The 18,879-nt window shown below is 32.2% G+C and carries 9 protein-coding genes; all 9 read left to right on the top strand.

Translation table 11 applies throughout. The features are described from left to right. The first annotated feature begins 33 nt into the window (after positions 1–33). The 9 genes from WG945_RS04390 to WG945_RS04350 all read left to right on the top strand — a co-directional run bounded on the left by WG945_RS04390 (position 34) and on the right by WG945_RS04350 (position 18,862). The gene (locus tag WG945_RS04390; RefSeq protein WP_082864303.1) at positions 34–1,383 is read left to right on the top strand and encodes an alpha-L-fucosidase; all 1,350 of its coding nucleotides are present in this window, start codon (positions 34–36) and stop codon (positions 1,381–1,383) included. Positions 1,384–1,523: 140 nt separating this feature from the next. Further along, the gene (locus WG945_RS04385) at positions 1,524–3,851 is read left to right on the top strand and encodes a GH92 family glycosyl hydrolase (RefSeq protein WP_068451985.1); all 2,328 of its coding nucleotides are present in this window, start codon (positions 1,524–1,526) and stop codon (positions 3,849–3,851) included. 9 nt (positions 3,852–3,860) lie between these two features. After that, positions 3,861–6,086, top strand: a complete 2,226-nt coding sequence (locus WG945_RS04380) for a GH92 family glycosyl hydrolase (RefSeq protein WP_068451982.1) — start codon at positions 3,861–3,863, stop codon at positions 6,084–6,086. 27 nt (positions 6,087–6,113) lie between these two features. Then, positions 6,114–8,141 (top strand): glycoside hydrolase family 97 protein, encoded by a 2,028-nt coding sequence (locus WG945_RS04375; RefSeq protein WP_068451980.1) that lies wholly within the window; start codon positions 6,114–6,116, stop codon positions 8,139–8,141. A gap of 1 nt (position 8,142) precedes the next feature. Next, complete coding sequence (locus WG945_RS04370) at positions 8,143–8,985, top strand: endonuclease/exonuclease/phosphatase family protein (RefSeq protein WP_068451977.1); 843 nt, start codon at positions 8,143–8,145, stop codon at positions 8,983–8,985. A 17-nt stretch (positions 8,986–9,002) separates the two neighbouring features. Then, the gene (locus WG945_RS04365) at positions 9,003–10,184 is read left to right on the top strand and encodes a PNGase F N-terminal domain-containing protein (protein WP_068451976.1); all 1,182 of its coding nucleotides are present in this window, start codon (positions 9,003–9,005) and stop codon (positions 10,182–10,184) included. A gap of 229 nt (positions 10,185–10,413) precedes the next feature. Next, complete coding sequence (locus WG945_RS04360; RefSeq protein ID WP_068451975.1) at positions 10,414–13,533, top strand: SusC/RagA family TonB-linked outer membrane protein; 3,120 nt, start codon at positions 10,414–10,416, stop codon at positions 13,531–13,533. 11 nt (positions 13,534–13,544) lie between these two features. Next, positions 13,545–15,281 carry a RagB/SusD family nutrient uptake outer membrane protein gene (locus WG945_RS04355; protein ID WP_068451974.1) on the top strand — a complete coding sequence of 579 codons (1,737 nt, stop codon included), beginning with the start codon at positions 13,545–13,547 and terminating at the stop codon, positions 15,279–15,281. A 254-nt stretch (positions 15,282–15,535) separates the two neighbouring features. After that, positions 15,536–18,862: a glycoside hydrolase family 2 TIM barrel-domain containing protein gene (locus WG945_RS04350; RefSeq protein WP_157603712.1), complete on the top strand. Its 3,327-nt coding sequence runs from the start codon at positions 15,536–15,538 to the stop codon at positions 18,860–18,862. The last annotated feature ends 17 nt before the right edge of the window (positions 18,863–18,879 follow it).

The raw sequence follows: 18,879 nt of genomic DNA, 5'->3' as shown, positions 1-18,879 counted from the left end.
TTTTAGCAATAAAAGGAATTAAAATAAGAAAATATGAAATTTTTAAAACTAACAATTGTCCTATTTTTCTTGTTTGCCAATCAAATTTCGGCACAAGAAAAATTGACAAAAGAAGAAAGATTAACATGGTTCAAAGATGCTAAATTAGGCATATTTATTCACTGGGGATATTATGGTGTAAATGGTATTGGTGAGTCTTGGTCTATGTATCATAAGCGTATTTCTTACGATGATTATATGGCACAAGGAAAAGGCTTCACAGCAGAAAATTACAACCCTGAAGCTTGGGCAAAATTATTTAAAAAAATAGGAGCTCGTTATGCTGTATTAACAACAAAACATCATGATGGTGTAGCGTTGTGGAACACAAAATTTAGTCATTTAAATGTGATAGAAAAAACACCTGCAAAAAGAGATTTAGTGGCACCTTATGTAGACGCTTTAAGAAACGAAGGTTTAAAAGTAGGTCTGTATTATTCTTTAATAGATTGGTCGCATCCAGATTACGATGTGGTTTTTCCACGTCCTAATACCAGAAAAGACTATCCTCAGAAAAGGGAAAACCAGTTAACACCTTGGGAGCGATTTATAAGATTTAATACAGGGCAGTTAAAAGAATTGAGTACTAAATTTAATCCAGATTTATATTGGTTTGATGGAGATTGGGAGAAATCTAGCGAACAATGGAGAGCAGAATCTTTAAAGGATTCATTATTAACATGGAACCCAAAAATTATTGTTAACTCTAGGCTAAAAACACATGGGGATTATAGTACACCAGAACAAGGGATTCCTGTAGTAAGGCCAGAAGGAGCATGGGAGTTCTGTATGACAATGAATGATAATTGGGGGTATTTCCCTTCGGATACAAATTACAAACCAATATCGCAAATTGTAAGAACTTTTGTAGAAGTTATAGGTTCTGGAGGAAACGTGTTATTAAATATTGGTCCAAAACCAGATGGTACTATTGCAGCACCGCAATTAGAGCGTTTAGAAGCTTTAGGAACTTGGATTAAGAAACATGAAACAGCTGTTTTTAACTCAAAAGCAGGTTTGCCTTATGGCCATTTTTATGGGCCAACACTTTTAAGTAAAGATGAAACTAAAATTTATTTGGCCATTTTTGATGCTCCTAAAAACTACATTTCATTAAAAGGAATTCAGAATAAAGTAAAATCTATTAAAGTTGTAGGTAGTGGGCAAGAACTTAGTTTCGAAAGAAACGGTGGTGCGGCTTGGAATAATATTCCTGGAATTTTAAGAATAGAAATTCCTAAAGTAAATAATTTGGATGCTTATACAACTATTTTAGAAGTTGAATTAGAGGATGCTTTAAAATTGTATAGAGGTCATGGAAATGCTGTAGAATTAAATAAATAACAGCATTAATATATATTGACGGAAGTGTTGAGAGGGAAAAAGAACTAAAGCAAACAATTAATGGTTTTTAAGTTTCTTCTTAATGTTTTCAGTAACGTAGTTATAGTAGTTGTGAAAAATCAATAATTGAATTTATAAAGATGATAAAACATATTTTAAAGAGTATATTAATTGCTAGCATAGGTTTTTTTATGGCATGTGATGCGCCAACTAAGAGCAAAGATAAAAATGAGAAAACGACTGCACTTATTGATTATGTAAATCCATTGATGGGTACAGATTCCGATTTTAGTTTATCAAACGGAAACACCTACCCAGCAATTGCAACACCTTGGGCAATGAATTTTTGGACACCACAAACTGCCAAAATGGGTGATGGTTGGGCTTATAAGTACGATGATAAAACGATAAGAGGTATAAAACAAACCCATCAGCCTAGTCCATGGATTAATGATTATGCGGCCTTTTCTTTAATGGCGGTTACAGGTAATTTAAAATATAAAGAAGAAGAACGCGCTTCTTATTTTTCGCATAAAGCAGAAATAGTTAAACCAAATCATTATAGTGTATATCTTGCAGATTATGATGTTACTGCAGAAGTTTCACCTACAGAACGTGCTGCACATTTTAAATTTACATTTCCAAAAACAGATTCGGCTTTCATTATTTTAGATGCTTTTTATAAAGGATCGATGGTGAAAATCCTTCCGAAGGAAAGAAAAATTATTGGTTATTGTAGAAACAATAGTGGAGGCGTACCAGATAATTTTCATAATTATTTTGTGGCTGAATTTGATAAAGATTTCGAATTAAACCACACTTGGGGAGATGGTTGGAAGCTAATAGAAAACTCAACAGACAATAAAGGAGAACACGTTGGAGCAATTATTGGTTTTAAAACAAAAAAGGGTGAAGAAGTAAATGTTAAAGTAGCGTCCTCATTTATTAGTCATGAGCAAGCTGCATTAAATTTAAAAACAGAAATAGGGAACGATTCATTTGAAAATACCAAAGAAAAAGCGGCCGCTGCTTGGGAAAAAGAATTGCAAAGAATTGTTATAGAAGATGATAATATTGATAATGTTAGGACTTTTTACTCATGTTTATATCGTGTTTTATTATTTCCAAGAAAGTTTTACGAGTATGATGCTACAGGAAGCGTAATACACTATAGTCCTTATAACGGAGAGGTTTTACCTGGGTATATGTTTACAGATAATGGTTTCTGGGATACGTTTAGAGCTGTTTTTCCATTTTTTAATATGATGTATCCTGAGTTAAATACACAAATTATGGAAGGGCTAGCAAATACCTATAAAGAATCTGGTTGGTTGCCAGAGTGGGCAAGTCCTGGGCATAGAGATTGTATGATTGGCTCTAATTCCGCTACTATTATTGCTGACGCATTTTTAAAAGGAAACATGCAAGAAAAAGATGTAAGCGTACTTTTAGAAGCTGTTTTAAAAAATGCAAATGAAGTAGAAGGACGTCCAGTAAATTCAGTAGGTAGAGAAGGAGCAAATTACTACAATAAATTAGGCTATGTACCTTATGATGTTGGGATTAATGAAAATGCAGCAAGAACATTAGAATATGCATTTGCAGATTTTACCATTGCAGAAATGGCGAAAAAACTAAATAAAGATGGGTTGGCTGCAGATTTTTATAAGAAATCTTACAATTATAAAAACTTATTTGATTCCTCTACTAACTTAATGCGAGGAAAAAATGAAGACGGTACTTTTCAATCTCCTTTTAATCCTTTAAAATGGGGAGACGCTTTTACAGAAGGAAATAGTTTACATTATACCTGGTCTGTTTTTCATGATACCCAAGGTTTGATTGACCTCATGGGAGGAAAAGAAATTTTTGAAGCTAAATTAGACAAGGTTTTTGAAATGCCACCAAATTTTGATGCTTCTTATTATGGTTTTAGAATTCATGAAATTCTTGAAATGCAAATTGCCAACATGGGAAATTATGCACACGGAAACCAACCGATTCAGCACATGATCTATTTGTATAATTATGCAAATACATCCTATAAAGCACAAGAAAAATTACGTGAGGTTTTAACCAAGTTATATTCTGCAACCCCAGATGGATATTGTGGGGATGAAGATAATGGACAAACATCTGCGTGGTACGTATTTAGTTCTTTAGGTTTTTACCCAGTAACACCTGCTGTTAATGAATATGTAATTGGAAGTCCATTATTTAAAAAAGCAACGCTGACTTTAGAAAACGGAAAGACCTTTGTTATTTCAGCAAGCAATAACTCAGAAAATAATGTGTATATAGAATCTGCTTCGTTAAATGGAAAACCATGGAATAATAGTTTTTTATACTCAGATGCTGTTCAAGATGGTGGTTCTTTAGAATTTAATATGGCTGCTGTACCAAATAAAGCGTGGGCAAGTAAACCTGAAAATACGCCATATTCATTAAGTAAAAAACTTAAAAAATAATATTCGATTATGACTAAAGATACTTGTTTGTTAATTTTTATGATATCGTTTTTAACGTGTATTCATGCGCAAGAACCTATCGATTATGTGAACCCATTTATTGGAACTTCTAATTTTGGAGCAACAAATCCTGGTGCAATTGCACCAAGAGGAATGGCAAGTGTATCGCCTTTTAATGTTGCAGGCCCTAAAAATTTACCTTTAGAAAAAGATAGCCAATGGTTGTCTACACCTTATGTAAATGAGAATACATTTTTAACAGGATTTTCTCATGTAAATTTAAGTGGCGTTGGATGTCCAGATTTAGGTGTTATTTTAACAATGCCAACTACTGGAGATCTAAATACAAATCATTTAGAGTACGGAACAACGTATAAAAATGAAGTTGCTAAACCTGGATATTATTCAGTAGAATTAGATAAATACAATATTAAAACAGAAGTAACAGCAGCTACAAGAGTTGGTATAAGTAAATATTCATTTCCAAAAGGGAAAGCCAACATATTAATTAATTTAGGTTTAGGTTTAACCAATGAAGAAGGTGCATCGGTTAAAGTGGTGTCTTCTACAGAAATTGAAGGAATGCGTAATGTTGGAGCATTTTGTTATTACAAACCAGAAGAATCTTATCCTGTTTATTTTGTAGCAAAATTTAGTAAACCTGCGGATGAATTTGGTATTTGGAAAAAAACTAAAAAATACGATGGGGTTGAAGGACAATGGATGGCATATAATGGAAAAACACGTTTGTATAAAAATTACAAAAAAGAAGTAATTGGAGATAGTATTGGAAGTTATTTTACTTATAAATTTGACCAACCTACACAAGTAGAAGTTAAAATTGGTGTGTCTTACGTAAGTATAGAGAATGCTAGAAAAAACTTAGAAGAAGAAACTAAAAAATTATCTTTTGACACTATTTATAAAAATACGGCTTCACAATGGAATGAGTTGTTATCTAAAATAGAAGTTGAAGGCGGTACAGAAGATGATAAAACTATTTTTTACACGGCTTTATATCACACGTTAATTCACCCTAATACATTAAATGATGTAAATGGAGAGTATCCAACTATGGGAAAACGTAAAACGGCTATAACAAAGGGTACACGTTTTACCGTATTTTCTTTTTGGGACACCTATCGTAATTTACATTCATTAATGTCTTTAATTTATCCGAAGCAACAATCTGACATGGTAAAAAGCATGTTAAATATTTATGATGAAAGTGGATGGCTGCCTAAATGGGAACTGAATGCTACAGAAACCACAACAATGGTTGGTGATCCTGCCGGAATAGTTTTAGCAGATACGTATTTAAGAGGTATTCAAGATTTTGATATTGAGAAAGCCTATGAAGCCATGCGAAAAAGTGCGACACAGTTAGAAAATAATCCATTAAGACCAGGAGTTAAAGATTATATAGAGAAAGGCTATTTAACAACTAAAACAACAAAAAGCGGTTCGGTTTCAACCACACAAGAATATAATATTACTGATTTTGCAATAGCACAATTAGCTATTAAATTAGGTAAGAAAGAAGACTATAAGCTGTTCTCTAAACGAGCTATTTCTTATAGAAAATTGTTTGATAAAGAGTTTAACCTATTACGTCCAAAGAACGATGATGGATCTTGGTACGCTCCTTTTAATCCGAATCAAGGAGCTAATTTTGAAAAGAATTTGGGTTTTATAGAAGGCAATTCTTGGCAATATACTTTTATGGTTTCGCATGATACAAAAGCCTTAATGAAGTTAATGGGAGGTAAAAAAAAGTACGTAGCTAAATTAGATGAGGTCTTTGATAAAAAGCAATTTGATATGGCAAACGAACCCGATATTGCCTACCCATATTTGTACAATTATGCAAAAGGTTATGAATGGAAAACACAGCAGCGTGTTACCAATTTAATAAATGAGTATTTTACCAATAAACCAGCTGGTTTGCCAGGTAATGATGATACAGGTACTATGTCTGCATGGTTAATTTATAGTATGATGGGAATTTACCCCGTATCTCCTGCAGATCCGTTTTATACGATTACAACACCAAGATTTGATAAAATAACCATTCATTTAGATAGGAGATATTATAAGAACGAAACTTTAGTTATAGAAAAAAACGGGAAAGGGAAACTAAACTCTTATATTGTTAAAGGGAAAAATAATAAATCTTTTTTTATAAGTCATGAAACGTTAACGAATGCTTCGAAAATTCAATTTAATTTAGAATAGTAATTTGTTTTTAAATCAATAAAAAAGATGAAATTAAAAAAATGGACTGTATTATTCTTATTAATTTTAATATTAATAAGCTGCTCTAGTGAAAAAATTTTAAAGATTGAATCTCCTAATAATAAAATTAAGGTGTCTGTAAATACGAATAAAGGCATATATTACACTGTTAATTTTAAAGATTCTGTAATTATAAACCCTTCAAAATTAGGTTACGAATTTAAAAATGCAAATACTTTATCTAAAAACTTCATAGTAACAGATTATAATATTACACAATCCAACACCAAATGGAATACAACATGGGGAGAAAACAGTGTAATAGACAATAATTACAATCAACTGTTAATTTGTCTTCAAGAAAAAGATGGTTCTAAAAGAAAATTGAATCTCTACTTTAAAATATATAATGATGGTATTGGGTTTCGTTATGAAATTCCTAAACAAAAAAATATAGACAGTATTCTTATTGCAGAAGAATTAACGGAGTTTAATTTCGTAAAGAACCATAGTGGTTGGTATATTCCTGCAAATTTTGAATCGTATGAAACACTCTATAAAAATGCAAATTTAAACGCTATAGAGTCAGCGAATACACCAATAACATTAGAAACAAAAGTGGGTAATTTTATAAGTATACACGAAGCGAACTTAACTAATTATGCAGGCATGACTTTAAAGAAAAATGAAGCAAGCTCATTTTCTTTTAAAAGTGATTTGGTACCCTGGCCAGATGGTGTTAAAGTAAAAACAAAAACACCAATGATTTCTCCTTGGCGTACCATTCAAATAACAGAGAATGCACAAGATTTAGTGGAGTCTAATTTAATTTTGAATTTAAATGAACCAAATAAAATTGAAGATGTATCTTGGGTTGAACCTATGAAATATATTGGAATTTGGTGGGGAATGCACTTGGGAACAAATACTTGGACTTTAGGCGAAAGACATGGAGCAACAACAGAAGAAACAAAAAAATACATCGATTTTGCAGATAAACATAAAATTAAAGGTGTTTTAGTTGAAGGCTGGAATACAGGTTGGGAAAATTGGGGGAAAAAGGATGCTTTCGATTTTGTAACACCTTACAACGATTTTAATTTAAAAGAAGTTACAAACTATGCTACTGAAAAAAACATTTCATTTATTGGTCATGTTGAAACTGGTGGAGCAGCACAATCTTTTGAAAATAAATTAGAACCTATTTTTTCAATGTATCAACAATTAGGTGTTAAAGCTGTAAAAACGGGTTACGCAGGGGGCATTCAAACAAAAGGTCAATTTCATCATGGGCAGTTTATGATAAATCATTACAGAGAGGTTGTTAAAACTGCTGCTAAATATAAAATTATGATTGATGCTCATGAGCCGATTAAACCCACAGGGATAAGAAGAACCTATCCCAACATGATGACTCGTGAAGGAGTAAGAGGTATGGAATGGAATGCTTGGAGTTCTGGGAATCCGCCAGAACATTATACAATTTTACCTTTTACAAGAGGACTGGCTGGACCAATCGATTATACACCTGGTATATTTGATATTTTATATAAAAACGCTAAAAATAGAGTTAAATGGAATGATTTAGACGATGGGACTTCTAGGGTAAACACAACATTAGCTAAGCAATTAGCTTTATTTGTTGTGTTGTATAGCCCAATGCAAATGGCATCCGATTTGATAGAGAATTATGAAAATCAACCTGCTTTTAAATTTATTGAAGATGTTGCTACAGATTGGGAGTCTTCAAAAATGATTAATGGAAAAATAGGAGATTACATAACCATTGTTAGAAAAGATAAAAATAGTGATGATTGGTTTTTAGGAAGCATTACAGATGAGAGCCAAAGAGAATTAGATATAGAGTTAAGTTTTCTTGAAGAGAATAAAACGTACATCGCTCAAATCTATGCCGATGGTATGAATGCCGATTGGAAAACCAATCCGACAGAAATTGATATTCTAAAAAAAGAAGTGACTTCAAAAACCAATCTTACTATAAAATTAGCTGGTGGTGGTGGACAAGCTATCCGATTTACACCAATAAATAAATAATATGAAAAAAACGGTTATTTTACTTTTAGTCTGTTTTTTATTTTCTTGTACTTCGGAAAAAGAAGCCTATAAAATAATGACCTATAATATTAGGTATGATAACCCGAACGATGGTGTAAACAGATGGTCCAATAGAAAAGATTTTTTAAGTAATCAAATAGTGTATAATAGTCCAGACGTTTTTGGTATACAAGAAGGCTTGGAGCATCAAGTACAGTATTTAGATAGTATTTTGGTAGGTTATTCGTATGTAGGAGTTGGGCGAGATGATGGTAAAACCAAAGGTGAGTACAGTGCTATTTTTTATCAGAAAGAAAAATTTAATGTCCTAAATAAAGGTACATTTTGGTTGTCTGAAACACCAAATAAAATTTCGGTTGGTTGGGATGCTTCTATGGAGCGAATTTGTACGTTCGTTCTTTTAATTAATAAGTATAATAATGATCAGTTTTTGGTTTTTAATACGCATTTTGATCATATTGGTAACATAGCGAGAGTAAAAAGTGCTAAATTAATCATTGATAAAATAGCCGAATATAACACAGGTAATTTACCTGTTCTTGTAATGGGAGATTTTAATTTGAAACCAGAAACAGCACCCATTCAATTATTATCCAATGCCTTTAATGATGCAAAGATAGCAAGTGAATCAAAACCTTTTGGACCTATTGGTACCTTTAATGCTTTTGATTTTAACAAGCCAGTTGTAGATAGAATAGATTATATTTTTACAAGTAAAGAACAAGTTAAAGTATTAAAATATGCAACTTTAAGTGATTCTAAAGATGGTAAATTTCCGTCAGATCATTTACCTGTTGTTATAACGTTTACAGTACATAAATAATAATTAATTAGAATAAAATGAAGTTTAAAAATAGTATAAAAATCAGTTTATTAGTGCTTTGTGTTAATTTATTTGCACAAGAAAATAGTACTAAAATTAATGTATTTAATAAACAAGTTTTAAATTTTGGCGGCGAAAAAGGTACAGACTCGGAGGCAGTAAGCCTAATGAGCGGAAGATTGGTGTATAAAAAAGTAAGCATTCCAGAGTTTAAAAAAGGAACAGACGTAAAAATAAAAATAACTGTACGCTCAAATGGAGATCGTTGGGATAAATCTGGTTCTTGCTTTGTAGTAAGTGATCCAGAAAAACTATCTATACTTTCTGTTACAGAAAAAAAGAATGATTTTCCAAAAGATTCTTATATCGATGATAATTATGCTGGTTTTGTAAAAGGAACAAATTACAATCCTGTTGTAGAACTAATGCGATTTATGACTCCTTTTGGAGTAGGGTATTATAGCGATAATAAAGTAAAATATAGAAGACCAGTATACATACCAAGTTGGGAAAAACAAGTGGTTTGGGAAAATGACATTACAGATTTAGAGAGTTTAGTAACAGGTACATTTTATGTTGGTGTTTGGATTGATACTTGGACAGCAGAAGGATATGATTTTGACTTAGAACTAACGTACTCTAATAGAAAACAGCAAAAAGTATCTGTATTGCCTTTAGTGAATACAATACCTTACGTTGGCGGACAGCAAATACCAGACAATTTTGCTCATAATGATTTAGAGCAGTCTATACATTTAAAAAAGAAAGCAAAAAATGTAAAATTACATTATATTACAACAGGTCATGGAGGGCATAGTGGTGGTGATGAATTTATCAAAATTAAGAATAGTGTGTTTTTTAACAACAAATTGGTTTTAGATACCATTCCTTGGAGAGATGATTGTGCTTCATTTAGAAGATTTAACCCTACTTCTGGCGTTTGGATTAGAAAAGATTCTGCATCTTATATAGATTCTAAAACTCATTCTTATCAAGTTAAAGAAATTGAAGAACGCATTGCTTCATCAGATTTATCTAGATCTAATTGGTGTCCAGGCTCTTTTGTAAAGCCTATGGTTGTTAATTTAGGAGATTTAAAAGCGGGAGATCACATGTTAAAAATAAAAATTCCTGCTACACCAGTAGACGGAGATAAATTAAATCATTGGTTAGTTTCCGCATATTTAACATACGAATAAAGTAGTATTTAAAATAGTTGTTTTTTTTTTAAGAATCAGTTAGTTATCATTTTGTATTGATAACTAACTGATTTTATTGTTAATATACTTTTTTAGCTCATACTTCCTAACTTGCTCTTTGTAGCAGTTGTATTGTTACTTGTCGAAATGATATAAAAAATTAACAAAACTTTATATATTTTTGTATTAAGTAATACATAAGACATATTTCAACTATAAACTAAATTTTATGATTCAAAAGCTAAGTTTGTTACTGTTTACATTTTTTGCGTTCGGTCTTATGACTGTTCAGGCTCAAAGTACAGTAACCGGTACAGTTACCGATGCTAATAATGGAGACCCAATACCTGGGGTTAACATTATGGAGAAAGGAACAAAAAAAGGAGTAGTTTCAGATTTTGATGGAAATTATTCAATTAACGTAAGTGCGAATGCTACACTTCAGTTTAGCTACATTGGTTTTACAACTAAAGAGATTACTGTAAACGGAAAACAAGTGGTTAATGCTAGTTTAACTGAAGATACAAGTACTTTAGAAGAGATCGTTATTGTAGGTTACGGTACCCAGAAAAAAGGAAATTTAACGGGAGCTGTAAGTACTATAGATGCAGAGGTGTTAGAAAATAGACCTGTAAGTAACGTAATGCAGGCCATTCAAGGATCTGTACCAGGATTAGCTTTAACTGTAGGTAATGCAGGTGGGGCGCCAGGATCTAGTATGAATATTAGTATTCGTGGTGTTGGTAACCTTCAAGGAACGGGATCTCCTTTGGTTATTGTAGATGATATTCCATTAAGTGACCCTTCAGATTTAAATAATATAAATCCAGATGATATAGAAAGTATTTCTGTCTTAAAAGACGCATCTTCTTCAGCTATCTATGGATCTCGAGCAGCCTTTGGTGTTATCTTGGTGAAGACTAAGAGTGGTGAAGGAGTGTCAGGGCATGTTATTACATATTCAAATAATTTTATTTATTCATCACCGACAAAAACTCCGGAAATGATGAATTCTTTAGATTTTGCAAATTATTTTAACCTATCTGCTACCAATGGTGGTGGTGCTCCTATATTTAGTGATGATGTTTTAGGTCGCATAAAAGACTATATCGCAGACCCTATAAATACACCTGTAACAGTTCCGAATGCAAATGGAACTAAATGGGAACAATATACTGGGTCTAATGCCAATACAGATTGGTTTGATGTTATGTATAAAGATGTAGTAGTACGTCAGCAGCACAATCTTAGCTTTTCTGGTAACGAAAATAAAGTGAATTATAATGTGTCTGGTTCTTTCTTTGATGCGCCAGGGATAATGAGCTTTGGTGATGATACATACCAGAGATATACACTTAATAGTAAGGTTTCAAGTAAAATGAACGATTGGTTTACTTTTAACGCAAATATTAGAATTGCTAGAGAAGATTTAGATAGACCTAGTTATGATCCAGGTTTATATTTACATAACATAGCAAGACGCTGGCCTGTAAACGGTGTTGTAATGCCAAATGGAAGTTATAGTGATGGTTCAGAGATTCCTTTTCTTTTAGGAGGTGGTAGACGTGTGTCTAAAGACCTAAGCACCAATGCTGGTCTAGATTTAATATTTGAACCTATCGAGAATTTAAAGATTAAAACAAGTCTTTATTACCAACGTGGTACTTCTAATATTACTTCTCATAGTGCTAAAGTAAGTGTTACAGAGCCAGATGGACAAGACAGATTAATTCGTCAAAATAATAGTTTTACTAGATATGCTTCAGAATCTAACTATGTTTCACCTAACTTAGTTATCTCTTATGAAAAATCGTTAAACGAAATACATAATTTTTCGGGATTGTTTGGTTTTCAACAAGAAAATACGGATTATAGTTCTTTAACAAGTTCTAAGAATGATCTTATAACAGACAATGTGCCATCTATATCTACAGCGGTTGGAGAAGATAACGTAAATGATTCTGCAGGTGCTTATGCTACACAAGGATATTTTGGAAGATTAAATTACAATTACAAAGAAAAATACCTTTTTGAAATTAACGGACGTTATGATGCATCATCTAGATTTGCACCAGACAGTCGTTGGAACTTTTTTCCGTCTATATCTGTTGGATATAACGTAGCAAAAGAAGATTTTTGGACGATAGATAGAATTAATATGTTTAAACTTCGTTACTCTACAGGGTCTATTGGAAACCAAAATGTGTCTAACTATTTATATATTTCTCGTATGCCTATTAATACCAATTTATGGTGGTTAGGAGATTCTGGGAGACCAAATTACACTACAACTCCTGGTCTTATTAGTCCAGATATTACTTGGGAAACAGTAAAAACAGATAACTACGGGTTAGATCTAGCTGCGTATAACAATCGTTTGCAAATGACTTTTGAGTATTTTATAAGGTCTACAGACAATATGTTTGGTCCTGCAGAACGTTTACCAGCTTTATTAGGTACTTCGGCACCACAAGCTAATAATGCGTCTATAGAAACAAAAGGATTTGATTTTAGTATACAGTGGAAAGATAATATTGGTGATGTTGGTTACAATGTAGGTGTTGTTTTATCTGATGCTGTAACAAAAGTTACAAAATACCGTAACCCAAACAATTTATTAAATACGTTCCGTGAAGGGCAAACACTTGGAGAAATCTGGGGATTTGAAACACTAGGTTTATATCAAAATCAAGATGAAATAGATAATGGTTTTGATCAATCTACTTTTTGGGGTGGTGTTTGGAAACCAGGAGACGTAAAGTATAATGATATTAATGGAGATGGTCATATAGATTGGGGTAAGTCTACTTCAGATGATGCTGGAGATCAAAAAGTAATTGGTAACAGTACACCTAGATATTCTTACTCTATAACTGCAGGTTTAGACTATAAAGGTTTTGATTTCTCTATGTTCTGGCAAGGTGTTGGAAAAAGAGATGTAAATACAGGAAAACAAGATCCTTATACTTTTGGTGCGGTAGGTAACCAATGGCAGTCTGCAGCATTTGTAGAACATGCAGATTATTGGTCTGAAGATAATACAGATGCATACTTACCTAGACCTACTTTTAATAGTGCTTGGAGAAATCAAGAAGTGCAAACTAGGTATTTAAAGAATGGAGCATACGTAAGATTAAAAAATGTGAGTCTTGGTTATACTTTTTCTACAGATATCATGGAAAAATTAAATCTTAAAAAACTTAGATTATTTGTAACAGGAGAAAACTTGCTTACCATTACAGATATGCCAACAATGTACGATCCTGAAGCTACTGGAGGTTATTGGGGAAGTGGTAAAATTTACCCACTTCAAAAATCGTTATCACTTGGTTTAAATGTTCAATTTTAAATATATATATTATGAAACACATAAAATACATCACTCTAATCTTAGCAATGGTTTCTTTTATAGGCTGTTCTGATGATTTATTAAATAAATTACCCGAGGATGAAATTTCTCCAGAGGCGTATTGGAAAACTCCCAATGATCTGGCACTTTTCTTAAATCAATTTTATACATCATTTCAAGTTCACTCTGGGTTTAATGGAGGTACTTTTGAAATAGATAATAATAGTGATAATCTTGCAGATATTTTTGTTAATACTAGATTAGTCGGTAATTCTACAAATGTACCTACATCTGATGCTTCTTGGAATTTTAACTCCATTAGAGCTGTAAATTTTTATCTTGAAAATAGTAGTACTGCGCAAGGAGATGAAGTAACAATTGAGCATTATAATGGAGAAGCTTATTTTTTCCGTGCTATGTTTTATTTCAATTTATTAAAACGATATGGTGGTGTGCCACATATTGTTAAAACGTTAAATACAGATTCTCCAGAACTGTATTCTCCAAGATTACCTAGAAATGAATTGGCTACTAAAATAGTAGCAGATTTAGATATGGCGATTGCTAAGTTAAAGCCTAAAAGCTCTGCAGAATCATTTAGAGTACACCAAGGTATTGCATTGGCATTAAAATCTACTATTTGTCTTTATGAAGGTACTTGGGAGAAATATCATGATGGTACTGTCTTTGCAGCACCAACTAATGAAAGTACTAAGTTTTTAGAATGGGCTGCAGAAGCTGCAAAAACATTAATAGATCAAGGGAATTATTCTTTGTATAATAATGGAACTGATAAAACGTATTGGGATTTATTCAATCAAATCGATTATTCAGGAAATCCCGAAGTAATGTTTTGGAAAAAATATAGTGTTTCTGAAGGAGTAAGTCATAAGGTTGGTCATTATTTACCGTACACAGGTTCTGGAACTGGTGTAACCAAATCTTTAGTAGATTCTTATTTAGCTTTAGACGGTCAGCCTATTTCAGTGAGTTCAATGTACAATGTAAATCAAGAAAGTAGTCTTACAGATATTGTTGCGAATAGAGATCCTAGGCTTGCACAAACAATTTGTACACCTGGAGATTTAATAACTGTAAACTCAGGAGTAGCAGATGAAATATTTGAATTTCCAGTATTTAGAGGAAACAATGAAATTACTTCAACAACAGGTTTTCAAATTTACAAAGGTGGTACTACAGATGAGGCTCAAAGATATGATAGTTGGACGGGGGCTATTATATTTAGATATGCAGAGGTATTGTTAAACTATGCAGAAGCAAAGGCAGAGTTAGGTACTTTAACACAAGGAGATTTAGATATTTCTATTAATTTATTAAGAACTCGTGTAGGGATGCCAAACTTATCAACAGCACCAGTTGCAGATTCAAACAAAGCATTTCCTGCATTAAGCGATGTTGTTAATGAAATTAGAAGAGAGCGTAGAGTAGAACTGGCTTTAGAAGGAAAGCGGTTTGATGACTTAATGCGTTGGGCAGCTGCAGATGAATTAATTGTTGGTAAAAGATTGTTAGGCTTTAAAATAATTGGAAGTGGTGATATGGAAACAGAATTTACAGATTTAATTGGAAATTCTATTCTTGTAAACTCAGATGGTAATATAGATCCTTATAAGAATACAATTCCTTCAGGGTTTGAGTTTAAAATAGGAAGAGATTACTTGTCGCCAATACCTACAGAAGAAATTGTATTGAGCCTAGAGAATTTAACGCAGAACCCAGGGTGGTAAAATATTATTTGAATTTGAATTAGTTTTGTAAACCCCTTGTAATCTTATTGATTTCACGGGGTTTATTTTTATAGGAAGCTATTTTTTTTATGATAATAGTTTAGAATTTAGTTCAATTAATATGTATAACATAATACGAATAATAGATATTTTAATTATTTTAGCAAATTGATTTAATAATCAAAATTAAAAGAAATATTTAACTTAGATAAACGCTACTAATTATGATGATTTTAAAAAAAAACAGTTTCATAATGTTATCACTTATAGGTGTCTTTTTCACTAGTACATCTCTAAGTAGCCAGAATAAACATCCTATTAAAGATTACAAGCATTATATAGAAAATGAAAAAGTTATAAGTGAAAATAAGTTAGAGACACATGTTTCCTTTACCTCGTATACTTCAGAGGCTGATGCCTTACAAAATACGCCAGAATTTAATAAATCTTTAGACGGAACATGGAAATTTAATTGGGTAAGAAATCCGGAAGACAGACCAACCACTTTTATGAACCCAAAAGAAGATGTATCTACTTGGGATGATATTAAAGTGCCATCAAACTGGGAAGTAGAAGGATTTGGTGTTCCTATTTATGTAAATCATCAATATGAGTTTTCAGATTATAAAGCTCCTGTTGCAGATGATATGGAGTTTGTTGATAGAATTTATCCTAAAAACCCAGGTAAAGTCCCAAATCAATACAACCCTGTAGGTACGTATGTTCGTGATTTTTCTATTGATAATAATTGGGACGGCAAAGAAATGTTCTTGCATATTGGTGCTATGAAATCTGGAGGATTTGTATGGCTTAATGGAGAGTATATTGGCTACTCACAAGGGAGTAAGTTGCCTGTTGAGTTTAATATTACAAAAGCAGCAAAAAAAGGTAATAATAAAATTGCGATTCAAATTTTTAGATGGACGGATGGTTCTTATTTAGAATGTCAAGATTTCTGGAGAATTAGCGGAATTGAACGAAGCGTTTATGTTTATGCGCAACCTAAAATAAGAGTGCAGGATTATGAAGTGCTTTCTGTTTTAGATGGTGCTTATAAAAATGGTGTTTTTGAATTATCTGTTCAACTAGAAAATAACTTCTCTAAAACTACAAAAGGAAGTATTTCTTATAAATTATTAAATTCGGAAGCTAAGATAGTCGCATCAGAAACAAAATCGTTTGCAGTAAAAAACTCTAAAGAAAATAATTTCAATTTTTCTACAACACTACCAAACGTACAACAATGGAGTGCAGAACATCCTAATTTATATACTTTATTAATTGAAACAAAAGATAGAAAAGGAAAAATATTAGAGGTTACTTCTTCTAAAATAGGATTTAGATCTATTGAAATAAAACAGGGTTTACTTTTAGTAAACGGACAACGTGTTACTCTAAAAGGTGTAAATACTCAAGAAGCAAATCCAGAAACAGGTCATGTAGTCTCGGAAGCAGATATTCTAAGAGACATTCAGCTTTGGAAGGAAAATAACATTAATGCGGTGCGTTTAAGTCATTATCCACAACAGCGTAGATTTTATGAATTATGTGATGAGTACGGTTTGTATGTGGTTGATGAAGCAAATATAGAGTCGCACGGAATGTATTATGGAAAATACTCATTAGCAAAAAAAGAAAGTTGGGAAAACGCACATGTAGATAGAATGGTGCGTATGGTAAAACGAGATAAAAACCATCCTTCTGTAATTATTTGGTCTATGGGTAATGAAGCCGGAAATGGTGTAAATTTCTTTAAAGGTTATGAAGCTATAAAAGAAAACGACAAAACAAAACGTCCTGTGCAATATGAACGTCCGTATAAAGATTATGATGGCAGTATTTGGGATATGGATTCTAATACAGATATTATTGTACCTCAGTATCCATCGCCTGCAGTATTTGAAGCCATAGGAAAAACAAAAACAGACAGACCTTACATACCAAGTGAATATGCCCATGCAATGGGGAATAGTACAGGTAATTTTCAAGATTATTGGGATATTATAGAACTATATGACAACTTGCAAGGAGGTTTTATTTGGGATTGGGTAGATCAATCTATTTGGAAAACCAACGAAAAAGGAGAACGTTATTATGCGTATGGTGGTGATTATGGAAAAAATATGCCAACCGATAACTCGTTTTTAAATAACGGAATTGTATTTCCAGACAGAACGCCACAACCTGCATTGTTTGAAGTAAAAAAAGTACATGAGTTTATCAATTTTAAAGAGAAAGGCATTAACCGTCATAACGAATTACGAGTATTGTTAGAAAATTTATATGATTTTACCAATTTAGATTTCTTCGACTTTAGTGCAGAAATAAAAGCAGATGGTACTGTTTTAAAAACCATTCCTTTAGAAACTATTTCGGTAGATACCCATACTGGTAAGTTAATTAGAATTTCGCTTAACGATATTCAGTTTCTTGATAATACCGAGTATTTTGTAGAAATTTCAGCAAAAACCAAAACGGCTTGGGGTATACTTCCAAAAGGTTATGAGGTTGCACATGAGCAAATTATTTTATCTAACAAATACAAAAATATAGTTGCTAAAATTGATAACAAAGAATCACTTAAAATTCAGGAATCTGGTAAAGAGTTAAAAATATCTAATGATAAAGTGCAATTGGTTTTCGATACAGAAAAAGGACAGATTAGTTCTTATGTTTATGAAAATGAAGAATTAATAAAAGACGAAAATGGACCAAAACCTAATTTTTGGCGTGCACCAACTGACAACGATTTTGGAAATCATATGCAGGTTAAAAATATTGAATGGAAAAAGGCATCACTTTTTATGAAGGTGTCTAAATTAGCATCTAATACCAATAAAGACGGTAGTGTAAGTGTAACTATTACTTATAATTTACCAGGTGTTGATACTACTTTTGAATCGATCTATAACGTATCTGGAAACGGAGTTGTTAAAATTAGTAACACCCTAAATGAAACGGAGTATACCGCAGACATTCCTCGTGTAGGTATGCGCATGCAAATGCCAAAAAAATACGAAAATATGACCTATTTTGGACGTGGTCCTTGGGAGAATTATCAAGATAGAAAGGCATCTGCTTTTATAGATTTATATGAATCTAAAGTAAAAGATCAATACGTGCCATATATTCGTCCGCAAGAAAATGGATATAAAGTAGATGTTAGATGGTCTGCTTTTTCTGATGGCAATAACAACGGACTATTGGTTGTTGCAGGCAAACAATTACAAGGCATTGGTATAAGTGCGTTGCATATGCCAAATGAAGATTTTGATACTACTACAGGATTAAAATATAATGAAAATGATACTTTAGATACCGAATATAGAATTGATGGTATTCCTAAAATTAACGCTTCTAAACACACCAACGATATTAAAGAACAAGATCTGGTTCAATTAAATATAGATTTAGGGCAACGTGGGCTTGCTGGCGATGATAGCTGGTATTCTAAACCACAAGAAAAATATCAGATTAAAGGAAAAACAAAACAGGTTTATAATTTTTACCTTATTCCTTTTAACAAAGGAACAAAAGAAGATTTTATAAAGTGGAGTAAATTATACGCAAACCAAAAATAATTAGTAGCATAAAACAG

The sequence above is a fragment of the Polaribacter atrinae genome, from assembly GCF_038023995.1.
Classification (GTDB): domain Bacteria; phylum Bacteroidota; class Bacteroidia; order Flavobacteriales; family Flavobacteriaceae; genus Polaribacter; species Polaribacter atrinae.
This window is presented reverse-complemented; position numbering and strand designations above follow the sequence as displayed.

Excerpts from the sequence above, each read along its gene's own strand:
- WG945_RS04360 (WP_068451975.1), top strand. The coding sequence starts at position 10,414 with ATGATTCAAAAGCTAAGTTTGTTACTGTTTACATTTTTTGCGTTCGGT.
- WG945_RS04390 (WP_082864303.1), top strand. The coding sequence starts at position 34 with ATGAAATTTTTAAAACTAACAATTGTCCTATTTTTCTTGTTTGCCAAT.
- WG945_RS04365 (WP_068451976.1), top strand. The coding sequence starts at position 9,003 with ATGAAGTTTAAAAATAGTATAAAAATCAGTTTATTAGTGCTTTGTGTT.
- WG945_RS04350 (WP_157603712.1), top strand. The coding sequence starts at position 15,536 with ATGTTATCACTTATAGGTGTCTTTTTCACTAGTACATCTCTAAGTAGC.
- WG945_RS04380 (WP_068451982.1), top strand. The coding sequence starts at position 3,861 with ATGACTAAAGATACTTGTTTGTTAATTTTTATGATATCGTTTTTAACG.
- WG945_RS04370 (WP_068451977.1), top strand. The coding sequence starts at position 8,143 with ATGAAAAAAACGGTTATTTTACTTTTAGTCTGTTTTTTATTTTCTTGT.
- WG945_RS04385 (WP_068451985.1), top strand. The coding sequence starts at position 1,524 with ATGATAAAACATATTTTAAAGAGTATATTAATTGCTAGCATAGGTTTT.
- WG945_RS04375 (WP_068451980.1), top strand. The coding sequence starts at position 6,114 with ATGAAATTAAAAAAATGGACTGTATTATTCTTATTAATTTTAATATTA.
- WG945_RS04355 (WP_068451974.1), top strand. The coding sequence starts at position 13,545 with ATGAAACACATAAAATACATCACTCTAATCTTAGCAATGGTTTCTTTT.